We start from the raw sequence: 14,648 nt of genomic DNA, 5'->3' as shown, positions 1-14,648 counted from the left end.
GACGTCCATGTTGAACAAGCGCACCCTGATCCTGGCCGCCGCCGCCCTGGCGCTGGCCGCCTGCGGCCAGAAGCCGGCCGCCACGGCCGCCGCCGACACCCTGGTCATCGCCGCCACGCCGGTGCCGCACGCCGAGATCCTGGAGGTCGTGCGCCCGATCCTGGCCAAGGAGGGCGTGAAGCTGGATGTGAAGGTGTTCAACGACTACGTGCAGCCGAACCTGCAGGTCGCCCAGAAGCAGCTGGACGTGAACTACTTCCAGACCGCGCCCTATCTCGACGAGTTCAACAAGGCGCGCGGAACCGACCTGGTGAAGGTGGTCGGCGTGCACATCGAGCCGATCGGCGCCTATTCGAAGAAGATCAAGTCGCTGGCCGAGCTGCCGCAGGGCGCCAGCGTGGCGATCCCCAACGAGCCGAGCAACGGCGGCCGGGCGCTGTTGCTGCTGCAGAAGGGCGGGCTGATCACCCTGAAGGATCCGGCCAATCCGCTATCGACGCTGAACGACATCGTCGCCAACCCCAAGGGCCTGAAGTTCAAGGAGCTGGAGGCCGCGACCCTGCCGCGGGTGCTGGGCGAACTGGACCTGGCGGTGATCAACACCAACTACGTGCTCGACGCCGGGCTGAACCCGGCCAAGGACGCGCTGATCCTGGAGGACGGGAACAGCCCGTATGTGAACCTGCTGGTCGCCCGGCCGGACAACAAGGACGACCCGCGGGTGCAGAAGGTGGCCAAGGCGCTGACCAGCCCCGAGGTGAAGGCGTTCATCGCCCAGAAGTACGCCGGCGCGGTGCAGCCGGCGTTCTGAAGCCAACTCCCTTCTGTGGGCGGCTCTGAGCCAATTCCTCCCCCGCTGGGGGGGAGGGGGACTGCTGGCTCAGCAAGCCCCCTCCGTCGCGCTGCGAGCGCCGCCCAGCGGGGGAGGAATGGTCGCCTGATTATCCCGCCACGACCTCGGCGATCTGGACGGCGTTGAGGGCGGCGCCCTTCAACAGCTGGTCGCCGACCACGAACAGGCTGAGCGTGCGGCCGGTCGGGTCGGAGAGGTCGGCGCGGATGCGGCCGACCAGCACGTCGTCGCCGCCCGAGGCTTCGTTCGGCATCGGGAAGTGGTTGCGCAGGGCGTCGTTGACCAGCTTCACGCCGGGGGCGGCGGCCAGCCATTCCACGGCCTCTTCCGGGGTGATCGGGTTCTCGAACTCGACGGTCAGCGACATCGAGTGGGCGCGCAGCACCGGCACCCGCACGCAGGTGAAGGACAGGCGCAGGTCGGGCGCGGACATGATCTTGCGGATCTCCTCCATCGCCTTGAGCTCCTCGCCGTTGTAGCCGGTCTCGGCGTCGACGCCGGCGTTATGGCTGAACAGGTTGAAGGCGTAGGGGTGCGGCAGCACCTTGGGCTCGAAGGCCTCGCCAGCCAGGTAGGCGGCGGTCGATTGCTCGAGCTCGGCCATGGCCGCCGCGCCGGCGCCCGAGGCCGACTGGTAGGTCGCGCCGATCACGCGCTGGACCGTGTTGCGGGCGTTCAGCGGCGCCAGCGCCATCACCGCGATGGCGGCGACGCAGTTGGGGTTGGCGACGATGCGCGGCTGCTCGCCCAGCAGGCGCCCGTTCACCTCCGGGACGACCAGCGGGATTTCCGGCTGCATGCGGAAGGCCGAGGAGTTGTCGACCACCACGCAGCCCTTGGCCGCGGCGATCGGGGCGAACTCGCGGCTGATGCTGGCGCCGGCCGAGAACAGGGCGATGTCGACGCCGGTGAACGACTCGGCGGTCAGCGCCTCGACGGCCACCTGGCGGCCCTGGAAGCTGTAGGTGCGCCCGGCCGAGCGCGGCGAGGCCAGCAGCTTCAGCGAGCGGACCGGGAAGTTGCGGCGCTCGAGGCACTCCATCAGCTCGACGCCGACGGCGCCGGTGGCGCCGACGATGGCGACGTTGAACAGGCGCTGGCCGGCGGGGCGGGCGACTTCGGTGGAAAGCATGACTCTATCGTCTCCGGTGGTGAGTTCCGGTAGGCCGAGGTCTTTCGCTTTTCGAGAATGCGACCCCAGCCTGCCGGCGGGGTCCTTGGGGTCTTACGCGGCGAGCACGCGCGAACCCCCAAGCCCCGCGGGCATGGTGGTTTTAATCGCGCTTTTAATGGTCGAACGACGCATGCCGCTCCGATATGGCAAGAGGCGCCTGCTTGTAAATGAAGAAATGCAGGCCAAATCCAAATGACGTCCTGAGCGTTGTGGTCACGCTGGGAAATCGAAGGGGCCGCAACGGCGAGGCATGAGCGACGACACGGGCCACACCTCCATCTCAGCGATCGTCCGTGAGCTGAGCGCGCGCGACAGCGTGAGCATCGGCGAGATCATCGACCGGTTCGGCACCCGCGCCTTTGGCGCGCTGCTGTTCATCTTCGCCCTGCCCAACCTGCTGCCGCTGCCGCCGGGGTCCTCGACGGTGCTGGGCGCGCCGCTGCTGCTGCTCGCCCCGCAGGTGGCGCTGGGGGTGGACGCGCCCTGGCTGCCGCGCGCGGTCGACGGGCGACGGATCAGCGGGGCGGACCTCAACAAGGTGTTCGGGCCGCTGCTGCCGTGGGTCGAACGGTTCGAGAAAATCTCGCGCCCGCGCATCGGCCTGCTGTTCAGCCCCTGGGGCCAGCGGCTGATCGGCGTGATCTGCTCGCTGCTGGCCTTCGTGCTGATCCTGCCCATTCCGCTGGGCAACCTGCTGCCCGGCCTGACGATCGGCGTGATGGGATTTTCGCTGTTTCAGCGCGATGGCTTTTTTGCGGTCGCCGGGTACGTCCTGGCGGCGTTCAGCGCCTTTCTTTTGTACGTCGCCGCCGACGCCGTGGTCGCCGGTGTTCGCCTTCTCGTGAACTGGCTCGGGGGCGCTTGACACCCAAGCCGCACGGGCGCGTTGTTACGTCATGCAAGTCTTAGTCTCTGGCAAGCATGTCGCCGTCGGGGAGGCCCTGCGCGAGCGGGTCACCGACGAAATCACCGGTTCCATCGGCAAGTACTTCGAACGCGGCGGAGACGCCGACATCGTGGTCAGCCGTGAGGGCCATTCCTTCCGAGTCGACTGCGCGGTGAAGCTGGCCTCAGGCCAGGCGTTGCAGTCCCATGGTCTGGGGAGCGATGCGCACGGCGCATTCGACGCCGCGCTCGCCAAGATCGAGACGCGCATCCGACGCTACAAGCGTCGGCTGAAGAGCCATTCCGCTGCGGCGAACGCCAAGCAGGCGGAAACCGCGTCCTATTTCGTCATCCGCGCGCCCGAGGGCGAAGAGGATGTCGACTGGGACGACGGCGAAACGTCGCAGGCCGCACACGCGCCGCCTTCGGGGATGGTGATCGCAGAAACGGAAAAGCCCGTCCGCGAGATGACCGTTTCTATGGCGGTCATGGAGTTGGACTTGACGGAATCTCAAACAATCGTGTTTAGGAACGCCGCTCACGGAGGCTTGTCCGTGGTGTACCGCCGGCCGGATGGGAATATCGGCTGGATCGATCCCGAACGCACGAAGTCGCTCGATGGGAACGGCATAAACGGAGCCAGCGTCTAGGCGCTGTCTTCCGCCGTCCTCAGAGCCGGACATCGTCGGTCGGGCTTTGTTCGAGTTTGGGCGTCACGAGATTATGCAAATAGGCGACATCCTGGACCGCGCGGCGATCGCGGCGCGTGCGAGCGCGCCGAGCAAGCGTCAGGCCCTGGCCGTGGTGGCGGAGATCGCCGCCCGGCACTTCGGGCTGGACGCCGGCGTCGTCGTGGACGCGCTCATCGAGCGTGAGAACGCCGGCTCGACCGGTGTCGGCCATGGGGTGGCGGTGCCGCATGCGCGGCTGGAAGGCCTGACCCAGATGCGCGGCGTGTTCGTGCGCCTGGACCAGCCGGTCGCCTTCGAGTCGGTGGACGAGCAGCCCGTCGATCTGATCTTCGCGCTGTTCGCGCCGCCGAACGCCAGTTCCGAGCATCTGCGGGCCCTGGCCCGGGTGTCGCGGATGCTGCGCCAGGGCGACCTGCGCGAGCACCTGCGCCAGGCGAGGACGCCTGACGCCATTCATGCTCTGCTGGTTCAGGAGCGGCCGTCCGCGGCGGCCTGATAGGCCGCTGGCCGGGCCGTCAGGGCCCGACCAGCAACTTGCTGTCGTTAGTGCACCGAAACCGGCGCCAGTTCGTGGGCCAGCGCCGCGGCGACGGCCGAATCCTTGTCAGTCAGCACCGCCAGGCGTTCGCCGTCGGCGCGGTGGACCGCATACAAAATCTGATCAGGATCGAGCTGAAACCCCTGGATCTGTGCAGCGGGCGTGCTCGCCATGATCTCGGCGGCCTTGATCGGACGGACATAGACCAGGTCCGGGGCGCCGAGAGCGGCGAAAGCTTCAGTCGTAAGATTGGGCGTCATCATGACCACCTCCGTAAAACTCAACGCGTCGAACGGCCGCCGGTTCAGACGGCCGTCTTGATCGGGATCCGCTGGACGAGGCGTTCCGGCTCCGGGCGGATCAGGTCGATGTGCAGCAGTCCATGGGCCAGGATGGCCCCTTCGACCTTCATGCCGTCCGCCAGGACGAACGTGCGGATGAAGCCCCGCGCCGCGATGCCGCGGTGCAGATAGGCCTCCTCCGCGCCGCCCTCGCGCCTGCCGGCGACCACCAGTTGGCGGTCGTCCTCGACCGTCACCTGCAGCTGGTCGGGGGTGAACCCGGCCACGGCCAGGGTGATCCGCAGGGCGCCGTCGCCGCGGTCTTCCACGTTGTACGGCGGATAGCTCTCGGCGGCGGCCTTGGCCGCGCGCTCGATCAGGCTGCGGGTATGATCGAAACCCAGCAGAAAGGGACTGTCGAAAACAAGCGACCGGTTCATTCCAGAGTCCTCGGCTTAAGCGACTCCCCGGAACCTCCGCCCAAAGCTCGGCGCGGCGGTCCGGTTGGATTTCATGTGGCGATTGGCGCCCGCGATTTCAACGGCGCAGGCGTAGCGGCGGCTTGAAGCTTCACCGTGCGGTTTCTAGCTTGCGCGAGCCAGCAGGCGGGGAGGCGTGGACGATGGGCGCGATGGGGAGGGCGATCGGATACGGCGTCCTTGTTGTGCTGGCCGTTCCCGTGGTGTGGCTTGCGCCCATCTTCGCCTACCCGCTGGCGACCCCGCTGCTGTCCGGCGTGTTGCCGCGTCCCGCTGTGGTCCCCCCGAGAGGCGCGCGCGCCGACTATCATTGGAAGGGCAGCGGCGTCGGCTGGACCTGGTGCGAGAACGTCGGCGGCGGTTCGATCCACTGGGACGCCTACGGCGGGCAGGTCAAAGCCTCCCTGGCCCTCGACCCGATGTGCGAACGCTTCGACGGCTCCAGATACAGCAACCCCTGGGACGCCAGTTTCCGGACCGGCGACAACAATATTCTCTTCAACGCTGCCGGACAGGATCCTTGGCGGTACTGCCGGACGCCCGTTCCATCCGATCAGATCGAGGCCTATGCGCGTCTGATCCGGGCGGCGATGCGCGGCGGCAATTCAGAACAGAAGGCCGCGCTGTCCGAGTTCGAGCGCAGGCTGCGGGGCCCGGACATCGCCGCCGCGCACGTGTCGGGGTCCGGCCTCGACGAATGCCGATACCTGGAACAGGTCGCGCCGATCAAAGGCTGACACGCTGCTGACAGAATTCGGCTCTTGGCGCGTTAGCTAGGTTGCATTGCCCATGGAGCCAAGCCGATGACCCTGACCGCTTCCTGCCACTGCGGCGCCACCAAGATCCAGGCGCCCGTCCCGACCAGCGCCACCGAGTGCAACTGCACCTACTGCGCCCGCACCGGCGCGGTGTGGGCCTATTACAAGCCCGGAGAGATGCAGATGCTCTCGCAGGACGGCGAGGGCACCTACTCGGCCACCGACGCCGGCAACCTGCACCACTTCTGCGGCCGCTGCGGGATGCAGACCTGGGGCGATTCCCCGGACTGGGCCTCGGTCTACAATGTCGACGGCACGCCGAAGCCGGGGTTCGAGGCGGGGTCGTTCCCGACCGCGCGAATCCACGCGCTGAACCTGCGGCTGGTGGACGACCTCGACTGGTCGGCGATCGCGTTGGAGAAGGTGGACGGCCGCAACAGTTGGTAAGGCGGCGGCGACGTCGAAACCCGGAAAAGGTGAAGGCCCGCAGGGTGTCCTGCGGGCCTCCATGGTGGAGCTAAGGAGAGTCGAACTCCTGACCTCTTGAATGCCATTCAAGCGCTCTACCAACTGAGCTATAGCCCCGAGGTCTCGGGTCTCTTCAGTGGTCGCCCCCCGAAGAGGCGCGGAACCTAGTCTGAGAGTTTCGTGCGATCAACCCACCCTGAAAGAAAAATTTGAGCGGGTTGTCGCACCCCGGATTTTACCGGTCGTCGTCGTCCCCTTCGCCGGGGAGTCCTTCGATTTCGGTGTCGTCGAAATCGTCCTCGTCCTCGTCTTCCAGGAACGGCACGTCGTCGCTTTCCTCGTCCTCGAGGTCATCCTCGCTGAACTCGGAGAGTTGGTCTTCCGGCGTGGCGTCGGGAGCCTCGTCGTCATCGTCCGAAACCAGCGGCGGCTCGTTGGCGACTTCGTCGAGTTCCGGCGTGACGGCCTCGTCCTCGTCCTCTTCGTCCTCGTCCTTGGCCTTGCCGCGGACTTGATCCTCGGCGTCCTCGTGATCGTGGTCGACGGGGGCGGTGCGGGCGCGAACCCGGCGATTGCGGACGGCTTCGTCCGGATCGAACTCCGTGCCGCACTTGGGACAGACGGCGGGCCGGCGGGTCAGGTCGTAGAATTTTGCCTGACAGTTGGGGCAAATCTGCTTTGCGCCCAGTTCTGGATTGGCCAAGGGGCGTTGCCTCTTAGAGAGGTTGGAATTGAAGCCGGCTCCCTTGCCATGGGCGGGGAGCGCTGTCAAAAGCAAACCCCTTTTCGAAAAACAGCAAGGCCTTAAGGAGGCTTGGCAATCCCATGACGTCAGCAGGACTGACCGCGAAACGCGGCGGCCCGCTGCGGGGCCGCGTGCGCGCCCCAGGCGACAAATCGATCTCTCACAGGTCACTCATTCTTGGCGCGTTGGCGCACGGGACGACCGAGATCGAAGGGCTTCTCGAGGGGGACGACGTGCTCCGCACCGCCGCGGCGATGCGCAGCTTCGGCGCCAAGGTCGAGCGGCTCGGCGAAGGCCGTTGGCGCGTCGAGGGCGCAGGCGGATTTTCCGAGCCCTCGGACGTGATCGACTGCGGCAACGCCGGCACCGGCGTGCGCCTGATCATGGGCGCGATGGCGGGCTTTCCGTTCGCCGCGACCTTTACGGGCGACGAGTCCCTGCGCAGCCGGCCGATGCGTCGGGTGTTGGGGCCGCTTGGCCAGATGGGCGCGACCTTCGTCGGCCGCTCGAACGGCCGCCTGCCGCTCACCCTGCAGGGCGGGGCGCTGAAGCACCTGTCCTACCGCCTGCCCGAGCCCTCGGCGCAGGTGAAGTCGGCGGTGCTGCTGGCCGGGCTGCACGCCGAGGGCGGCGCTCAGGTGATCGAACCCGAGGCCACCCGCGACCACACCGAGCGGATGCTGCGCGCCTTCGGGGCCGTGGTCGAGGTGCAGGACAAGGCCGACGGCCGCTGGATCACCCTGCCGGGCGGCCAGAGCCTGACCGGGACCCGCGTGCGAGTGCCGGGCGATCCGTCCTCGGCGGCCTTCCCGCTGGTGGCCGCGCTGGTCACGCCGGGATCGGAGGTGACGGTCGAGGGCGTGCTGCTGAACGAGCTGCGCACCGGGCTCTTTACGACGCTGCAGGAAATGGGCGGCGACCTCGTCGTCTCGAACGTGCGCGAGGAGAGCGGCGAGCAGGTCGGCGACATTACCGCCCGTCACTCGGCGCTGAAGGGCGTGGCGGTGCCGCCCGAACGGGCGCCGTCGATGATCGACGAGTATCCGATCCTGGCGGTGGCCGCCGCCTTCGCCGACGGCTCCACCGCCATGCGCGGCATCGGCGAGATGCGGGTCAAGGAAAGCGACCGCATCGCCCTGATGGCGGCGGGCCTGGCGGCCTGCGGCGTCGGGGTCGAGGAGGAGCCGGAAGGCCTGATCGTGGTCGGCTCGGCCCGCGGCAACCATCCGGTCGCCGGCGGCGCCGAGGTGACGACCAAGGGCGACCACCGAATCGCCATGTCGCACCTGGTCATGGGCCTGGCTTCCGACGAGCCGGTCGCGGTCGACGAGCCGGGCATGATCGCCACCAGTTTCCCGGGCTTCGTGGAGCTGATGCGCGGCATGGGCGCGGAGATCTCGTGAAGGCGCCGTTCGTCATCGCGGTCGACGGGCCGGCGGCCTCGGGCAAGGGCACGATCGCCAGCCGCCTGGCCGGCGCCTACGACATGCCGATGCTGGACTCCGGCCTGCTTTACCGTGCGGTCGGAGTGCTGCTGGCGCGGCATGGCGGCGACCTGGACGACGTCGCGGCGGCCACCGCGGTCGCTCGCGAACTGACCGCGGAGATGCTGACCGACCCGGCGTTCCGCACCCGCGACGCCGGGGAGGCGGCCAGCCGCGTGGCGGTCCACCCGCCCGTGCGCGAGGCGCTGCGCGACATGCAGCAGGACTTCGCCCGCCGTCCGGGCGGAGCGGTCATCGACGGACGGGACATCGGTACGGTCATCGCGCCCCAGGCGCCGGCCAAGCTCTATGTCACGGCCGCGCCGGAGGTCCGCGCCGAGCGGCGCTTCAGGCAACTGCTGGCCCAGGGCGAGAGCGTGACCTACGAGGACATCCTCGCCGACATCCTCAAGCGCGACGCCCGCGACGGCGGGCGGGCCGACAGCCCGATGCGGCCGGCCGACGACTCCGTCTTGCTGGACACCAGTGAAATGACTATAGAGCAGGCCACCGATGCGGCCCGCCGTATCGTCGAGGCGGCGCGCGCGCGCTGGGAGCTTTCCTAGAAAGTCACCGGCCCGCAAATCCAACCGCGCCTTTCCCTCGCACGGCTGCGGGCAAATCACCGGCGCGGGGTCTCCCGCGTCATCGGTCGCAACCCTCAACCTGACGCCGGGACTCCGTCCGAACTCCGTTCGGCTGGGGCCATGCCCTTTCCGAAGGGAACCGACGTCATTCAAGACGAAAGAACATCAATGGCTGACGATCTTAGCCTGAACCCCTCGCGTGACGATTTCGCCGCGCTGCTCGACGCCTCGATGGGCGGCCGTGACTTCATGGAAGGCACCGTCGTCAAGGGCGCCGTGGTCGGCATCGAAAAGGACTTCGCGATCATCGACGTCGGTCTGAAGACCGAAGGCCGCGTTTCCGTGAAGGAATTCGGCGTCGATGAAAGCGGCAAGGCGACCCTGAAGGTCGGCGACACCGTCGAAGTCTTCCTGGAGCGCGTCGAGAACGCCATGGGCGAAGCGGTGATCAGCCGCGACAAGGCCCGCCGCGAGGAAGCCTGGACCCGTCTGGAAGGCGTCTACGAAAAGAACGAGCCGGTCATGGGCTCGATCGTCGGCCGCGTGAAGGGCGGCTTCACCGTCGACCTGGGCGGCGCCTCGGCGTTCCTGCCGGGTTCGCAAGTCGACATCCGCCCGGTGCGCGACGTCGGCCCGCTCATGGGCAAGGAACAGCCCTTCGCCATCCTCAAGATGGACCGTCCGCGCGGCAACATCGTCGTCTCGCGTCGCGCCATCCTGGAAGAAGCCCGCGCCGAACAGCGCACGGAGCTGGTCAGCCAGCTGCAAGAGGGCGAAGTCCGCGAAGGCGTGGTCAAGAACATCACCGACTACGGTGCGTTCGTTGACCTGGGCGGCATCGACGGCCTGCTGCACGTCACCGACATGAGCTGGAAGCGCGTCAACCACCCGAGCCAAGTGCTCGCGGTCGGCGACACCGTGAAGGTCCAGATCGTGAAGATCAATCCGGACACCCAGCGCATCAGCCTCGGCATGAAGCAGCTGCAGTCCGACCCGTGGGACGGCGTCGAAGCCAAGTACCCGGTGGGCGCCAAGTTCACCGGCCGGATCACCAACATCACCGACTACGGCGCCTTCGTGGAGCTGGAGCCGGGCGTCGAAGGTCTGGTCCACGTTTCGGAAATGTCCTGGACCAAGAAGAACGTCCATCCGGGCAAGATCGTCTCGACCTCGCAAGAAGTCGACGTGGTCGTGCTGGACGTCGATCCGTCCAAGCGCCGCGTGTCGCTGGGCCTGAAGCAGGCCATGGCCAATCCGTGGGACGCCTTCGTGGCCGCCCATCCGATCGGCTCGACCGTCGAAGGCGAAGTCAAGAACGCGACCGAGTTCGGTCTGTTCATCGGCCTCGACAACGACATCGACGGCATGGTGCACCTGTCGGATCTCGACTGGACCGTGTCGGGTGAAGAAGCGATCGCCAAGTACAACAAGGGCGACGTGGTCAAGGCGCGCGTTCTCGACGTCGACGTCGAGAAGGAACGCATCTCGCTGGGCATCAAGCAACTGGCCGGCGACCCGATGGAAGGCGACACCTACCGTCGCGGCCAGACCGTCACCGTGACCGTCACCGAGATCACCACCGGTGGTATCGAAGTGAAGTTCGGCGACGACGAAGCCCCGATGACCGCCTTCATCCGCAAGTCGGACCTGTCGCGCGACCGCGCCGACCAACGTCCGGAGCGCTTCGCCGTGGGTGACCGCGTCGACGCCCAAGTGACGCAGATCGACAAGGCCGCCCGCCGCGTCGCGCTGTCGATCAAGGCTCTGGAAATGGCCGACGAGAAGGAAGCCATCGAGCAGTTCGGGTCTTCGGACTCGGGCGCGTCGCTGGGCGACATCCTCGGCGCGGCTCTTCGCGAGAAGAACGCCGGCAAGGAATAGGCCTCATAGCCGCATAGCGGTTTGAAGCTGACGGCGGATCGGGAAACCGGTCCGCCGTTTTCTTTTCTGGGCCGGGCGGATCGGGAAACCGGTCCGCCGTTTTCTTTTCTGGGCATGCCGGTATCGTGCGCGGGCCGGAGCCTGTGGGGCTCGTATCGCCTGGAGGCCCGCGCTTGCTGTTCCGTCTCGCCCTGGCGGCGTCTGTCGCCATGCCGCTCGCCGCCGTTTCGAGCGTAGCGCTCGCCGCCGACCGGCCGAGCTTCGGGCCGCCGGCCGCGTGGGTGGCGGTGGCCGAGATCCCGCAGGCCCCGCCCGAGGACGGCGCGGCGGCGGTGCAGGTGGTGCTGGACGACAACCAGACGCGGTTCTCGCCGGACGGCGACGCCTACTACAACCGACGCATCTACCGGGTGACGCGCCCCGAGGGCCTGGCCGGCTTCCAGTCGCGCAACGTGACCTGGGATCCCTCCGTCGAGCAGGTGGCCTGGCACAGCCTGCGGATCGTCCGCGACGGCAAGACCATCGACCTGCTGAAGGGCGGCAAGGATCTGCTGGTGCTGCGCCGCGAGACCAATCTGGAGCGGGCGATGCTGGACGGGCGCATGACCGCCAGCCGCCAGATCGAGGGGCTGCAGGTCGGCGACCTGGTCGACATGGCCTGGACGACCACCCGCCGCGACCCGATCGTCGAAGGCCGCTCCTACGACTATGAGCGCATGCAGTTCCCGGGCGCGGCCGGGCGCTATCGCGTGCGGGTGTCATGGCCGCAGGAGAGCACGGTGCGCTGGCGCGGGACCGAAGGCTTTGGCGAACCGTCCCAGACCAGCAAGGACGGCTGGACGACGCTGGAGCGCGACCAGGCCCTGGCCGCCGCGCCCAAGCCGCCGCTCGGCGCGCCGCTGCGCTTCCAGCGCCTCGGCGATCTGGAGGTCTCCAGCTACGGCGCCTGGGCCGACGTCTCGAAGATCATGCATCCGCACTTCGCCAAGGCCGCGACGCTGGGGCCGGACTCGGAGGTCGGGGCCCAGGCCGCCGCCATCGCGGCCGCGCAGAAATCTCCGCAGGACCGCGCCTTCGCGGCGCTCAAGCTGGTCGAGGACCAGACCCGCTATCTGTTCCTCGGCATGGGCGAGGGAGGCTATGTCCCGGCCTCCGCCGAGGAGACCTGGCAGCGGCGGTTCGGCGACTGCAAGGGCAAGACCGTGCTGCTGCTGGCGCTGCTGAAGGAGTTGGGGATCGAGGCCGAGCCGGCGCTGGTGTCGCTGGGCGGCGGCGACGGGCTGGACGAGCGCCTGCCCTCGCTGTCGGCGTTCAACCACGTGCTGGTGCGCGCCAGGATCGACGGCAAGACCTACTGGCTGGACGGCACGCGCGCCGGCGACCGCGGCGGAATCGACGCCCTGCCGGCCCCCGGCTGGCGCTGGGCGTTGCCGCTGCGCGCGGGCGGAGCGGAGCTGGAGCGCGTGGCCGAGACGCCGCTGACCCTGCCGCAGATCGTCTCGGTGATTCGTCTCGACGCCTCCAAGGGGCTGTCGGAGGCCGCGCCGGCGCGGGTCGAGTTGCGCATGCACGGCGATGCGGCGGCCGGCTTCCGGCAGGTCGCCGCGCGGGCGCCTAAGGACGACCTGGAGCGCACCTTCCGGCAGGCGTTCTCCTCGACCTACAGCTGGATCGAGCTGGACAGCGTGACGTGGGACAGCCGGCCTGACGACAACAGCTTCTCGCTGGTCATGACCGGCAAGGCCGAGGTCGACTGGCGCGAGAACCCCGACCTCGGGGTGCGCGAGTTCAAGCTGCCCGGCGCCGGCGGCGGCGTGGCCGCCTACCCGCGGCGCGAGCCCGGGCCCAACCGCGATGCGCCCTATGCGGTCGCCTATCCGACCTTCCGCGAGTCGGTGACCGAGGTCGTGCTGCCGGGCGGCGGACGCGGCTTTACGATCCGCGGTCCGAACGGCGATCAGTCGCTCGGCGGCTACGAGGTGAAACAGTCTTCGGTGATCGAGGGGCAGGTGGCGCGGTTCTCGACCCAGGTCCGTTCGCTGACGCCCGAGATTCCGGCCGGCGAAATCGAGACGGCGAATCGCGGCCTGCGGGCCCTGGCGGCTCAGGAATACTTCGTGCGGGCGCCCAAATGACGTCGCGTGACACTTACCTGACGTCACCTGACGGTTGAAAAACCAGCGGACGGGCGTGGTGCAAGGGGCGTCAACCTTCTTTGCGCCTTGAACATCCAATCGGACTCGACCATGGTCCCGCTCGCTTCCAGCGATTTCTTGCGAGGCGCGCCGTCTGGCGAAGTTGTTGCTCCTAGTTGAAAGCCTATGAGCCGTCTCCCCACGGCTCGGGGACCCGGAAATAGGCATGATCAAGTCGGAACTTATCGCCCGCTTGTCGGAGGAAAACCCGCACCTGACCCAACGCGACGTCGAACGCGTGGTCGGGGTGATCCTCGAGCGGATGATCCAAGCTTTGGAATCGGAGGGTCGCGTCGAGCTGCGCGGCTTCGGGGCGCTTTCCGTGCGTTCGCGCGACGCCCGCGCCGGTCGCAACCCGCGCACCGGTGAGTCCGTCGATGTGCGCGCCAAGCATGTGCCCTTCTTCAAGAGCGGCAAGGAACTGCGCGAGCGGCTCAACGCCGATTAGTCGCCTCACAGAGGTTTGCAGTTGACCGTAAGGAAGGGCTCAGTCGATCCTGGCCCTTCTTTTCGGCGGTCAACGGTGATCCATGGGCATCTTCTCTGAATTCCGCGAGTTCATCGCGCGCGGCAATGTCATCGACCTTGCGGTTGGCGTGATCATCGGCGCGTCGTTCAACAAGATCGTCGAAAGCCTGGTCACTCAGGTGGTCATGCCGCCGATCGGTCTGCTGACCGGCGGGCTCGATTTCTCGAAGCTGCAACTGGTGCTCAAGCCGGACGATCCCGCCACCGCCGCCAGCGAGTTGGTGGCGATCCAGTACGGCGCGTTCATCAACACCCTGATCCAGTTCATCATCGTCGCCTGGGTGATCTTCCTGCTGGTCAAGGGCGTGAACAGCCTGCGCCGCCAGCAGGCCGACGCGCCCGCCGCGCCGACGCCGAGCGAGGCGCTGCTGGTCGAAATCCGCGACCTTCTGAAGACCAAGTCCTGATCCGGCTTGGCTTGGCGCGCCTGCGGGTCTAACTGCGGCCCATGACCGTGCGCGCCAAGATCTGCGGACTTTCGACGCCCGAGACCGTGCGCGCGGCCGCCGACGGCGGGGCCAGCCACATCGGTCTCAACTTCTTTCCCAAGAGCCCGCGCTATGTCGAGCTTGAGCCGGCGGCGATCCTGGCCCGGCCGGCGCGGGCCCGCGGAGTGAAGATCGTGGCGGTGACGGTCGATCCGGACGACGCCATGCTCGACCGGCTGATGGCGATCCTGCAGCCGGATCTGATCCAGCTGCACGGCAAGGAGACGCCGGCCCGCGTCCACCAGGTCGCCGAGCGCACCGGCGTGGGGGTGATCAAGGCGCTGTCGGTGTCGGACGCCTCGGACGTCGCCGCCGCCTCCGCCTTCGAGCCGGTCGTCGAGCACCTGATGTTCGATGCCAAGCCGCCGAAGGATTCCGAACTGCCGGGCGGCACCGGCGCGCGCTTCGACTGGACGATCATGGCCGGGCGGCGCTTCCAGCGGCCCTGGCTGCTGGCCGGCGGGCTCGATCCGTGGAACGTGACCGAGGCGATCAAGCTGTCGGGCGCGCCGCTTGTGGACGTTTCTTCTGGCGTGGAACGCGGTCCCGGACTAAAGGACCCGGCTCTGATCTCGGCGTTTCTGGACGCCGTCCGCCGCGCTTGAAGTTGCA

Annotated in this window: 17 protein-coding genes and 1 tRNA gene; 13 read left to right on the top strand and 5 right to left on the bottom strand. The window is 67.9% G+C overall.

Annotation, left to right across the window (positions count from 1 at the left end; all coding sequences use genetic code 11):
• Nucleotides 1-7: 7 nt before the first annotated feature.
• Nucleotides 8-811, top strand: a complete 804-nt coding sequence (locus AC1Q87_RS09790; RefSeq protein ID WP_492608760.1) for a MetQ/NlpA family ABC transporter substrate-binding protein — start codon at nucleotides 8-10, stop codon at nucleotides 809-811.
• Nucleotides 812-941: 130 nt separating this feature from the next.
• Here the strand turns inward: AC1Q87_RS09790 and AC1Q87_RS09785 are convergent, their stop codons facing one another.
• On the bottom strand, nucleotides 942-1,985 hold the full coding sequence (locus tag AC1Q87_RS09785; RefSeq protein WP_492608759.1) for an aspartate-semialdehyde dehydrogenase: 1,044 nt from the start codon (nucleotides 1,983-1,985) through the stop codon (nucleotides 942-944).
• A gap of 292 nt (nucleotides 1,986-2,277) precedes the next feature.
• Here AC1Q87_RS09785 and AC1Q87_RS09780 point away from each other — a divergent pair, with 292 nt between their 5' ends.
• From AC1Q87_RS09780 to ptsN, 3 genes are all read left to right on the top strand, one after another.
• Entirely contained in the window at nucleotides 2,278-2,892 is a 615-nt protein-coding gene (locus AC1Q87_RS09780; protein ID WP_492608758.1) for an exopolysaccharide biosynthesis protein, read from the top strand.
• A gap of 31 nt (nucleotides 2,893-2,923) precedes the next feature.
• Complete coding sequence (gene hpf / locus AC1Q87_RS09775) at nucleotides 2,924-3,562, top strand: ribosome hibernation-promoting factor, HPF/YfiA family (protein ID WP_492608757.1); 639 nt, start codon at nucleotides 2,924-2,926, stop codon at nucleotides 3,560-3,562.
• Between the two features lie 73 nt (nucleotides 3,563-3,635).
• The gene (gene ptsN / locus AC1Q87_RS09770) at nucleotides 3,636-4,100 is read left to right on the top strand and encodes a PTS IIA-like nitrogen regulatory protein PtsN (protein WP_436063297.1); all 465 of its coding nucleotides are present in this window, start codon (nucleotides 3,636-3,638) and stop codon (nucleotides 4,098-4,100) included.
• A gap of 47 nt (nucleotides 4,101-4,147) precedes the next feature.
• Here ptsN and AC1Q87_RS09765 read toward each other — a convergent pair whose 3' ends face one another.
• The gene (locus AC1Q87_RS09765; protein WP_183772404.1) at nucleotides 4,148-4,402 is read right to left on the bottom strand and encodes a DUF1150 family protein; all 255 of its coding nucleotides are present in this window, start codon (nucleotides 4,400-4,402) and stop codon (nucleotides 4,148-4,150) included.
• Nucleotides 4,403-4,446: 44 nt separating this feature from the next.
• Entirely contained in the window at nucleotides 4,447-4,863 is a 417-nt protein-coding gene (locus tag AC1Q87_RS09760) for an Hsp20 family protein (RefSeq protein WP_492608756.1), read from the bottom strand.
• 182 nt (nucleotides 4,864-5,045) lie between these two features.
• Here AC1Q87_RS09760 and AC1Q87_RS09755 point away from each other — a divergent pair, with 182 nt between their 5' ends.
• Together AC1Q87_RS09755 and AC1Q87_RS09750 are read left to right on the top strand one after the other, a co-directional pair.
• The gene (locus tag AC1Q87_RS09755) at nucleotides 5,046-5,639 is read left to right on the top strand and encodes a hypothetical protein (protein ID WP_492608755.1); all 594 of its coding nucleotides are present in this window, start codon (nucleotides 5,046-5,048) and stop codon (nucleotides 5,637-5,639) included.
• Nucleotides 5,640-5,705: 66 nt separating this feature from the next.
• Complete coding sequence (locus AC1Q87_RS09750; RefSeq protein ID WP_492608754.1) at nucleotides 5,706-6,107, top strand: GFA family protein; 402 nt, start codon at nucleotides 5,706-5,708, stop codon at nucleotides 6,105-6,107.
• Between the two features lie 62 nt (nucleotides 6,108-6,169).
• Here AC1Q87_RS09750 and AC1Q87_RS09745 read toward each other — a convergent pair.
• Together AC1Q87_RS09745 and AC1Q87_RS09740 are read right to left on the bottom strand one after the other, a co-directional pair.
• Nucleotides 6,170-6,245, bottom strand: a tRNA-Ala gene (locus AC1Q87_RS09745).
• 118 nt (nucleotides 6,246-6,363) lie between these two features.
• On the bottom strand, nucleotides 6,364-6,831 hold the full coding sequence (locus tag AC1Q87_RS09740; RefSeq protein ID WP_492608753.1) for a TIGR02300 family protein: 468 nt from the start codon (nucleotides 6,829-6,831) through the stop codon (nucleotides 6,364-6,366).
• A 122-nt stretch (nucleotides 6,832-6,953) separates the two neighbouring features.
• Here AC1Q87_RS09740 and aroA point away from each other — a divergent pair, with 122 nt between their 5' ends.
• From aroA to AC1Q87_RS09705, 7 genes are all read left to right on the top strand, one after another.
• Nucleotides 6,954-8,276, top strand: coding sequence for a 3-phosphoshikimate 1-carboxyvinyltransferase (gene aroA, locus AC1Q87_RS09735; RefSeq protein WP_492608752.1), 1,323 nt, complete (start codon nucleotides 6,954-6,956; stop codon nucleotides 8,274-8,276).
• Nucleotides 8,273-8,923, top strand: a complete 651-nt coding sequence (cmk, locus tag AC1Q87_RS09730) for a (d)CMP kinase (protein WP_492608751.1) — start codon at nucleotides 8,273-8,275, stop codon at nucleotides 8,921-8,923. The genes aroA and cmk overlap by 4 nt, the downstream gene beginning before the upstream one ends.
• Before the next feature lie 189 nt (nucleotides 8,924-9,112).
• A complete protein-coding gene (rpsA, locus tag AC1Q87_RS09725; RefSeq protein ID WP_492608750.1) occupies nucleotides 9,113-10,825 on the top strand; it encodes a 30S ribosomal protein S1 in 1,713 nt (570 codons plus the stop codon).
• A gap of 173 nt (nucleotides 10,826-10,998) precedes the next feature.
• Nucleotides 10,999-12,960 (top strand): DUF3857 domain-containing protein, encoded by a 1,962-nt coding sequence (locus AC1Q87_RS09720; protein WP_492608749.1) that lies wholly within the window; start codon nucleotides 10,999-11,001, stop codon nucleotides 12,958-12,960.
• 226 nt (nucleotides 12,961-13,186) lie between these two features.
• Entirely contained in the window at nucleotides 13,187-13,468 is a 282-nt protein-coding gene (locus AC1Q87_RS09715; protein ID WP_492608748.1) for an integration host factor subunit beta, read from the top strand.
• 82 nt (nucleotides 13,469-13,550) lie between these two features.
• Nucleotides 13,551-13,955, top strand: a complete 405-nt coding sequence (gene mscL / locus AC1Q87_RS09710) for a large-conductance mechanosensitive channel protein MscL (RefSeq protein WP_492608747.1) — start codon at nucleotides 13,551-13,553, stop codon at nucleotides 13,953-13,955.
• 41 nt (nucleotides 13,956-13,996) lie between these two features.
• Nucleotides 13,997-14,641 (top strand): phosphoribosylanthranilate isomerase, encoded by a 645-nt coding sequence (locus tag AC1Q87_RS09705; protein ID WP_492608746.1) that lies wholly within the window; start codon nucleotides 13,997-13,999, stop codon nucleotides 14,639-14,641.
• The last annotated feature ends 7 nt before the right edge of the window (nucleotides 14,642-14,648 follow it).

The sequence above is a fragment of the Phenylobacterium sp. GW823-FHT02A09 genome, from assembly GCF_058797775.1.
This window is presented reverse-complemented; position numbering and strand designations above follow the sequence as displayed.

Bases quoted from the DNA above. Each gene is read 5' to 3' on its own strand.
- AC1Q87_RS09790 (WP_492608760.1), top strand. From the start codon at position 8: ATGTTGAACAAGCGCACCCTGATCCTGGCCGCCGCCGCCCTGGCGCTG.
- AC1Q87_RS09785 (WP_492608759.1), bottom strand. From the start codon at position 1,985: ATGCTTTCCACCGAAGTCGCCCGCCCCGCCGGCCAGCGCCTGTTCAAC.
- AC1Q87_RS09780 (WP_492608758.1), top strand. From the start codon at position 2,278: ATGAGCGACGACACGGGCCACACCTCCATCTCAGCGATCGTCCGTGAG.
- hpf (WP_492608757.1), top strand. From the start codon at position 2,924: ATGCAAGTCTTAGTCTCTGGCAAGCATGTCGCCGTCGGGGAGGCCCTG.
- ptsN (WP_436063297.1), top strand. From the start codon at position 3,636: ATGCAAATAGGCGACATCCTGGACCGCGCGGCGATCGCGGCGCGTGCG.
- AC1Q87_RS09765 (WP_183772404.1), bottom strand. From the start codon at position 4,402: ATGACGCCCAATCTTACGACTGAAGCTTTCGCCGCTCTCGGCGCCCCG.
- AC1Q87_RS09760 (WP_492608756.1), bottom strand. From the start codon at position 4,863: ATGAACCGGTCGCTTGTTTTCGACAGTCCCTTTCTGCTGGGTTTCGAT.
- AC1Q87_RS09755 (WP_492608755.1), top strand. From the start codon at position 5,046: ATGGGCGCGATGGGGAGGGCGATCGGATACGGCGTCCTTGTTGTGCTG.
- AC1Q87_RS09750 (WP_492608754.1), top strand. From the start codon at position 5,706: ATGACCCTGACCGCTTCCTGCCACTGCGGCGCCACCAAGATCCAGGCG.
- aroA (WP_492608752.1), top strand. From the start codon at position 6,954: ATGACGTCAGCAGGACTGACCGCGAAACGCGGCGGCCCGCTGCGGGGC.
- rpsA (WP_492608750.1), top strand. From the start codon at position 9,113: ATGGCTGACGATCTTAGCCTGAACCCCTCGCGTGACGATTTCGCCGCG.
- AC1Q87_RS09715 (WP_492608748.1), top strand. From the start codon at position 13,187: ATGATCAAGTCGGAACTTATCGCCCGCTTGTCGGAGGAAAACCCGCAC.
- mscL (WP_492608747.1), top strand. From the start codon at position 13,551: ATGGGCATCTTCTCTGAATTCCGCGAGTTCATCGCGCGCGGCAATGTC.
- AC1Q87_RS09705 (WP_492608746.1), top strand. From the start codon at position 13,997: ATGACCGTGCGCGCCAAGATCTGCGGACTTTCGACGCCCGAGACCGTG.